Below are 6,713 nucleotides of genomic sequence, written 5' to 3' on the forward strand. Positions count from 1 at the left end.
GGCAGGATGCCGCGCGCGGCGGCCACGCTGGCGGCGGGCGCGGCGGATACCGTGGCGGCATGACGGCCCGCGCGCGGCTTCTTGCGTGCGTCGGCGGGGGCGGCGGCGGCCAGCGCGGCGCAGGCGGCCAGGACGAAAGCGGCGCGGCGCAGGCGCCGGGAAGGGCTGAAAGATTGGGTCGGGGCGGGCGTGTGGGTCATCGACAGGCAAGAAGTGCGGGCCGGCGGACGGCGCGGAAGCGCACATTGTAGAGACAAGCCCCGCCGCCGGGATGACGAATTACATCTCGAATCGCTTCGCGAATTGCACGACGCGGGGCGCTACAATGGCCGGCATCGAATTCCCGCATACAAGGTTGGCCGCATGCGAATACTGCTGGTCGAAGACGACACGATGATTGCCGAGGGCGTGCGCAAGGCGCTGAAGTCCGACGGCTTCGCGGTGGATTGGGTCGAGGACGGCGAGGCCGCCCTCACCGCGATCGGCGGCGAAACCTACGACCTGATGCTGCTCGATCTCGGCTTGCCCAAGCGCGACGGCGTGGACGTGTTGCGCACGTTGCGCTCGCGCGGCCATGCGTTGCCGGTGCTGATCATCACCGCGCGCGATGCGATCTCCGATCGCGTCAAGGGCCTCGACGCCGGCGCCGACGATTACCTCGTCAAGCCGTTCGATCTCGACGAACTCGGCGCCCGCATGCGCGCGCTGATCCGTCGCCAGTCGGGCCGCAGCGAATCGCTGATCCGCCATGGCGCGCTCACGCTCGATCCCGCCTCTCACCAGGTCACGCTCGACGGCTCGCCGGTGGCGTTGTCGGCGCGCGAGTTCGCACTGCTGGAAGCGCTGCTGGCGCGGCCCGGCGCGGTGCTGTCCAAGAGCCAGCTGGAAGAAAAGATGTACGGCTGGGGCGAGGAGATCGGCAGCAATACCGTCGAGGTCTACATTCACGCGCTGCGCAAGAAGCTCGGCTCGGACCTGATCCGCAACGTGCGCGGGCTCGGCTACATGGTTGTCAAGGAATCGTAACGCGTGAGGTCGATTCGCCATCAATTGCTGATCTGGCTGCTCGCGATCCTGGTTGCGGGCGTGGGCGCCGCAGGCTGGCTGATCTATCGCCAGGCGCTCGCCGAAGCGAACGAACTGTTCGACTACCAGCTTCAGGAAATCGCGGCCGCGCTGCCGTCGGAGCCGTTCTCGCAGGTGTTCGGTTCGCGCACCAACGTCGGCGACGAAGGCATCGTGATCCAGATCTGGAACCGCAACGGCGGCCTGATGTATTTCTCGCATCCGCGTGCGCCGATCGCGCCGCGCGCCGAGCTCGGCTTCTCCACCGAACACACCGATCGCGGCGAATGGCGCGTGTACGGCGCGATCGTCGGCGATAACGTGGTGCAGCTCGCGCAGCCGGTGTCGGTGCGCAACCGGCTCGCGGCCAGCGTCGCGCTGCGCACCGTGTGGCCGATGATCCTGCTGCTGCCGTTTCTCGGTGCGGCCGTCTGGATGATCGTCGGGCGCGGCATGCGGCCGTTGCGGCGCGTCACGCGGGCGGTCGAATCGCGCCGGCCCGAGGCGCTCGACCCGCTGCCCGACACGCGGTTGCCGCAGGAAGTGCAGCCGCTCGTGCATGCGCTGAATGGGCTGCTCGCGCGGCTGGCCGCCGCGCTCGATACGCAGAAGGCGTTCGTGGCCGATGCGGCTCACGAGCTGCGCACGCCGCTCGCGGCCGTGCAGATCCAGACGCAACTGGTGGCGCGCGCGCAGGACGACGAAACGCGCCGCGAGGCGCTCGCCGATCTGCAGAGCGGCGTCACGCGCGCCACCCGGCTGGCCGAGCAACTGCTCGCGCTGGCGCGCTCCGAACCCGACGGCGCGACCGTGCGCGAGCCGGTGTCGCTGACCGAGGTGCTCGCGCATTGCGTCAGCGCGCATGCGGTGGTTGCGCAACGGCGCAATATCGACCTGGGCATCGAGGAGGCGCAACGGGCCACCGTCGACGCCGATATCGGCGCGCTGCGCGTGCTGTTCAGCAACGTGCTCGACAACGCCGTCAAGTACACGCCCGAAGGTGGCCGCGTGGATGTCACGCTGAGCCTCGACGCAGCCGGCCGCGCGGTGGTGCGGGTGGCCGACAGCGGCCCCGGCATTCCGCCCGGCGAGCGCGAGCGCGTGTTCGATCGCTTCTACCGCGACACGTCGGCGCGGGCACGCACCGACGTATCGGGCAGCGGGCTGGGCCTGGCGATCGTCAAGCGCGTCGCCGCGCAGCAGAACGCCACCGTCCTGCTTGGCGAATCGGCGGCGGGCGGCCTGCTCGTCGAGATCGCGTTTGCTGCCGCGCGCCCGGCATGAAAGCCATTTGAAGGCCGGTTGGTGCGGCTCTCCGGTCTGTCCCCGCTTCGGTTAAGCCTCCTTTAAGACAGTCCCTTTACGCTGCGAACCATCAACGAGGAGGTAGCACGATGAACACCCGTTTCCTGGCGCGCAGCGCCATTGTCGTGGCCGTAGCGGCTGCATTGTCCGCAACGTACGTCGCCGGCACGCGTCACGCCGCGCCGCCCCAGATCATCTCGCCGGCGCAGGCCGCCGCGCTGATGCCGGCCGAGGCGGCCGCGAAGACGGGCATTCCCGATTTCTCGGGCCTGGTCGAAACCTACGGCCCGGCCGTCGTGAACATCAGTGCCAAGCACGTGGTGAAGACCTCGGCGCGGCGCGGCGGTGGCGGCGGCGCGCAGCAGTTGCCGATCGACCCGAGCGATCCGTTCTACCAGTTCTTCAAGCACTTCTACGGCCAGGTGCCGGGCATGGGCGGCGGCGGTGGCGGCCAGGATCAGGACCAGCCGAGCACGAGCCTCGGTTCGGGCTTCATCGTCAGCCCCGACGGCTACATCCTGACCAACGCGCACGTGATCGACGGCGCCAACGTCGTCACCGTCAAGCTGACCGACAAGCGCGAATACCGCGCCAAGGTGATCGGTGCCGACAAGCAATCCGACGTCGCGGTGCTGAAGATCGACGCGTCGAACCTGCCGGTGGTCAAGATCGGCGATCCGCAGCAGAGCAAGGTCGGCCAGTGGGTGGTGGCGATCGGCTCGCCGTACGGCTTCGACAACACCGTGACGTCGGGCATCATCAGCGCCAAGTCGCGCGCGCTGCCGGACGAGAACTACACGCCGTTCATCCAGACCGACGTGCCGGTCAACCCCGGCAACTCGGGCGGCCCGCTGTTCAACCTGCAAGGCGAGGTGATCGGCATCAACTCGATGATCTATTCGCAGACGGGCGGCTTCCAGGGCCTGTCGTTCGCGATTCCGATCAACGAAGCGATCAAGGTCAAGGACGAACTGGTGCAGACCGGCCATGTGAGCCGCGGCCGTCTCGGCGTGGCCGTGCAGGGCCTCGACCAGACGCTCGCCAGCTCGTTCGGGTTGCAGAAGCCCGACGGCGCGCTGGTCAGCTCGGTCGATCCGAAGGGGCCGGCCGCCAAGGCGGGCCTGCAGCCGGGCGACGTGATCCTGTCGGTGAACGGCACGCCGGTGCAGGATTCGACGATGCTGCCCGGCCAGATCGCCAGCCTGAAGCCGGGCACCAAGGCCGATCTGCAGATCTGGCGCGACAAGTCGCGCAAGGATGTCACGGTCACGCTCGCTTCTCTGACGGATAGCCAGCAAACCGCCAGCAACGACGAACCGGCCGAACAGGGCCGCCTCGGCGTGGCGGTGCGGCAGTTGAGCCCGCAGGAGCGCGCCGGCACTTCGCTCACGCACGGCCTGATGGTGCAGCAGGCCAGCGGGCCGGCCGCCAACGCCGGCGTGCAGCCGGGCGACGTGATCCTCGCGGTCAACGGCCGGCCGGTCACGAGCCCCGAGCAGTTGCGCGATGCGGTCAAGAGCGCGGGCAACAGCCTGGCGCTGTTGATCCAGCGCGACAACGCGCAGATTTTCGTGCCGGTCGATCTGAGCTGACCGGGCGAGGCAAGCATCTGGCGCGATTTTTGCTGGTATAGCGCCCGATCGGGTAAAAGGCCCGGATTCACGGTGGTGCCCGGGGCGCCACCATTCCTTTTTTGCAAGGAAGGAGACTAACCATGCAACAACAACACATTTCGAAGTTCCTGCTCGTCGCCGCATTGTCCTTCGGCCTCGTCGGCGGCGCTTATGCGCAGTCCGCGCTGCCTGACGCGCAGCAGCAGGGCGATGTCAGCTACGTGTCGGGTGGCGTCGGCCTCGACGAATCCCATGCGTTCCAGCAGGCCGAGCATCAATGGCCGCTGTCGATGCGCTTCACGGGCGCGGGCGGCGAATTCCTGTCGGGTGTGCACGTCTCGATTTCGGGCCATGGCGGCGAGGCCCTGAAGGCCGACACGCGCGGCCCGTACATGCTGGTTCGCCTGAAGCCGGGTTCGTACAAGGTGACGGCCGATTACAACGGCAAGGTGCAGACTCACAGCGTCACCGTGCCGGCCAAGGGCGGCGCCAAGACGGCCTTCACCTGGGCCGCGCAGTAAGCGCGTCGCGCGCGCAACAGCGGCGGCGGCCTGCGCACAATTGCCGCAGATACTAGATAATGAAAACCACGGCTCGGGCCGTGGTTTTTTTTCGACCGTCGCCGGCACGACGGCATCGCAGGGTGGCGCGGCGCGACCGCGAAATCGGGGAGAGGCATGGAGCTGAACGACGCGCTGCGCATTCCGCTTGCGCCGTCGGACGTTTGGGCGGCGTTGCAGGATCTCGCGCTGCTGCGGGCGAGCGCCGAGCATTGCGACGCGTTGACCCGGCTCTCCGCCGACGACTACTCGCTCAAGCTGACCGTGCCGTTCGGTCCACTGCGCGCGCGCTACACGGTGCGCGTGCATCTTCAGCCTCCGGCGGCCGGCCACCGGCCACGCCGCACGCTGCTGTTCATTGCCCGCACCGACGGCGGCGGCGTGTTGCGCGGCCAGCTCGAGGTGCGCCTCGGCACCCATCGAAACGGCGAGGCCGTCTCCACCCGCATCCATTACGCCATCCGCGCGACCGCGGCCGGCCCGCTGGCCGAACTGCGCTACCGGCAGATCGAAGAGGGCCTGCTGCGCTTCGCCGACGATTTCTTCAACGAATTCAGCGCCACCCTGCTGGCCCGGCACGGTCTCGCGCCGAACCTCGCCACGGCCGGGCTGCGCCGTCGGCATGTGTTCCGGCGGCCCGACGGGCTGTCGGCCGCGTTGCGGCGCGCACGGGCGCAATCGGGATTCGGCGGTGCGCTATCCGGGCGCGGGACGTTGTCGCCCGAGCCCGGCTCCGGTCTCGGCGTGATCGTGCCGCCGTGGGTATGGCTCGCGGTGGTGGCGGTGGTGATCGTGGCGCTCGCGTTGGCGCACTGGCTGGACTAGCGCACCGGGCAGGCAGCCGCATCGCGATGCGGCGTTTTCATCGAGGCGGGAACGGCAGGGCCGCGCCGCCGGTTTCGGCGGATGTCAGGCGGACGGCGGGCGCCGCAGCGAGGGGCTGAGTCGAAGCATGTCGAACACGCCGTCGACCAGCGGCTCGGCGTGCTGCTCGGCATCGATTTCGTCGGGCAACATCAGCATGTCGCGCACGAAGCCGCTGACCAGCGTGTGCAGCATCAGCGTCGCGCGCCAGGTGTCGAGATCGGCCGGCAATTCGCCGTTGGCGACGGCCTGCTTCAGGTCACCCTCGATGTTGTGCAGGGCCTCCGACATGCCGGCGCGATTGCGCTGCAGCAGCGGTTCGAGATCGGCCACGTACTCGCATTTCATGAACAGGATGCTGAACACGCGCCGCAGTTGCGAATCGCGCGCCACGCCGAGCAGACACCACACCAGGATTTTGCGGATGCGCCCGAGCGGATCGGCTCGCGGCTTGTCGGAGGTCGCCTTCAACTCGTCGATCGGCAGGAACACACGGTCGAACATCGCATCGAACAGCTCGCTCTTGTTGGCGAAGTGCCAGTAGATCGCACCGCGCGTCACGCCCGCATGCTGGGCGATATCGGCAAGCGTCGTGTGCGAGACGCCTTTTTCGAAAAAAACCTGTTCGGCGGCGTCGAGGATGCCGTTGCGGGTCGCAAGCGCTTCCTCTTTGGTACGTCTGACCATGGCGGGTGCCTGTGTGGGATGTCGGCGCCGACGACGTCACCCGGCGCGAGAAATCGGGTGTGAACTTACGTTCGTAATCGTCGGTAATTTGTAAGAATTTGTATTGTCGATGAACGACTTTTACATACATACACGAACGTATATACAATACCACCCACGATCGAAGGACCCAAGCAGTAGATCGAATACCCTCGTGGCAATCAGTTAATATCCCTTTCTGCTGATTTCCCTTCCGTATCGCGCCGCGTTCGCTGCGGCGTCTCCCGGCACGGCGGCCTGCGTGCCGTTGTCGTCGTTGTCGTATTCGTAGTCCTGCATTTCTGGTGTGTTCGATCGGCGCCTCACGGCGCATTCGTGTCGCGGCCCCAGGCCAAGCACTTACTTCTTTGTTACAAATGAGGTCGTTCCATGCGCGTCGAACGGGTTCCATACCGCTTAATCAGTGTCGCTGCGGCAGCAGTCTTCCTTGCCGCCTGCGGACAAAAACAATCGGCCCCGCCTCAGCAGACGCCGGAAGTCGGCGTAGTGACGGTCCAGCCGCAATCCGTGCCGGTCGTCTCCGAACTGCCGGGCCGCACCAATGCCTTCCTGGTCGCCCAGGTGCGGGCGCGGGTCGACG

6 protein-coding genes and 2 pseudogenes are annotated in these 6,713 nt (G+C 67.3%); 6 read left to right on the forward strand and 2 right to left on the reverse strand.

Annotated features, from left to right (window positions below; genetic code table 11):
• Positions 1-200 (reverse strand): annotated as a pseudogene (locus tag ACYP33_RS30110) (D-alanyl-D-alanine carboxypeptidase); the annotation flags it as partial.
• Positions 201-363: 163 nt separating this feature from the next.
• Here ACYP33_RS30110 and ACYP33_RS30115 point away from each other — a divergent pair.
• From ACYP33_RS30115 to ACYP33_RS30135, 5 genes are all read left to right on the forward strand, one after another.
• Positions 364-1,026 carry a response regulator gene (locus tag ACYP33_RS30115; RefSeq protein WP_414442968.1) on the forward strand — a complete coding sequence of 221 codons (663 nt, stop codon included), beginning with the start codon at positions 364-366 and terminating at the stop codon, positions 1,024-1,026.
• A gap of 3 nt (positions 1,027-1,029) precedes the next feature.
• Positions 1,030-2,349 (forward strand): ATP-binding protein, encoded by a 1,320-nt coding sequence (locus ACYP33_RS30120; RefSeq protein ID WP_414442967.1) that lies wholly within the window; start codon positions 1,030-1,032, stop codon positions 2,347-2,349.
• A 110-nt stretch (positions 2,350-2,459) separates the two neighbouring features.
• The gene (locus tag ACYP33_RS30125) at positions 2,460-3,962 is read left to right on the forward strand and encodes a DegQ family serine endoprotease (RefSeq protein ID WP_414442966.1); all 1,503 of its coding nucleotides are present in this window, start codon (positions 2,460-2,462) and stop codon (positions 3,960-3,962) included.
• A gap of 122 nt (positions 3,963-4,084) precedes the next feature.
• Entirely contained in the window at positions 4,085-4,504 is a 420-nt protein-coding gene (locus tag ACYP33_RS30130; RefSeq protein ID WP_414451106.1) for a carboxypeptidase regulatory-like domain-containing protein, read from the forward strand.
• Positions 4,505-4,660: 156 nt separating this feature from the next.
• Entirely contained in the window at positions 4,661-5,368 is a 708-nt protein-coding gene (locus tag ACYP33_RS30135; protein WP_414442964.1) for a CoxG family protein, read from the forward strand.
• An 84-nt stretch (positions 5,369-5,452) separates the two neighbouring features.
• Here ACYP33_RS30135 and ACYP33_RS30140 read toward each other — a convergent pair whose 3' ends face one another.
• Positions 5,453-6,094, reverse strand: a complete 642-nt coding sequence (locus tag ACYP33_RS30140; RefSeq protein WP_459624950.1) for a TetR family transcriptional regulator — start codon at positions 6,092-6,094, stop codon at positions 5,453-5,455.
• 408 nt (positions 6,095-6,502) lie between these two features.
• On the opposite strand from ACYP33_RS30140, the pseudogene ACYP33_RS30145 reads away from it, so the two are divergent.
• Positions 6,503-6,713 (forward strand): annotated as a pseudogene (locus tag ACYP33_RS30145) (efflux transporter periplasmic adaptor subunit); the annotation flags it as partial.

This window comes from Burkholderia sp. 3C, assembly GCF_054589155.1.

Excerpts from the sequence above, each read along its gene's own strand:
- ACYP33_RS30115 (WP_414442968.1), top strand. The coding sequence starts at position 364 with ATGCGAATACTGCTGGTCGAAGACGACACGATGATTGCCGAGGGCGTG.
- ACYP33_RS30125 (WP_414442966.1), top strand. The coding sequence starts at position 2,460 with ATGAACACCCGTTTCCTGGCGCGCAGCGCCATTGTCGTGGCCGTAGCG.
- ACYP33_RS30130 (WP_414451106.1), top strand. The coding sequence starts at position 4,085 with ATGCAACAACAACACATTTCGAAGTTCCTGCTCGTCGCCGCATTGTCC.
- ACYP33_RS30135 (WP_414442964.1), top strand. The coding sequence starts at position 4,661 with ATGGAGCTGAACGACGCGCTGCGCATTCCGCTTGCGCCGTCGGACGTT.
- ACYP33_RS30140 (WP_459624950.1), bottom strand. The coding sequence starts at position 6,094 with ATGGTCAGACGTACCAAAGAGGAAGCGCTTGCGACCCGCAACGGCATC.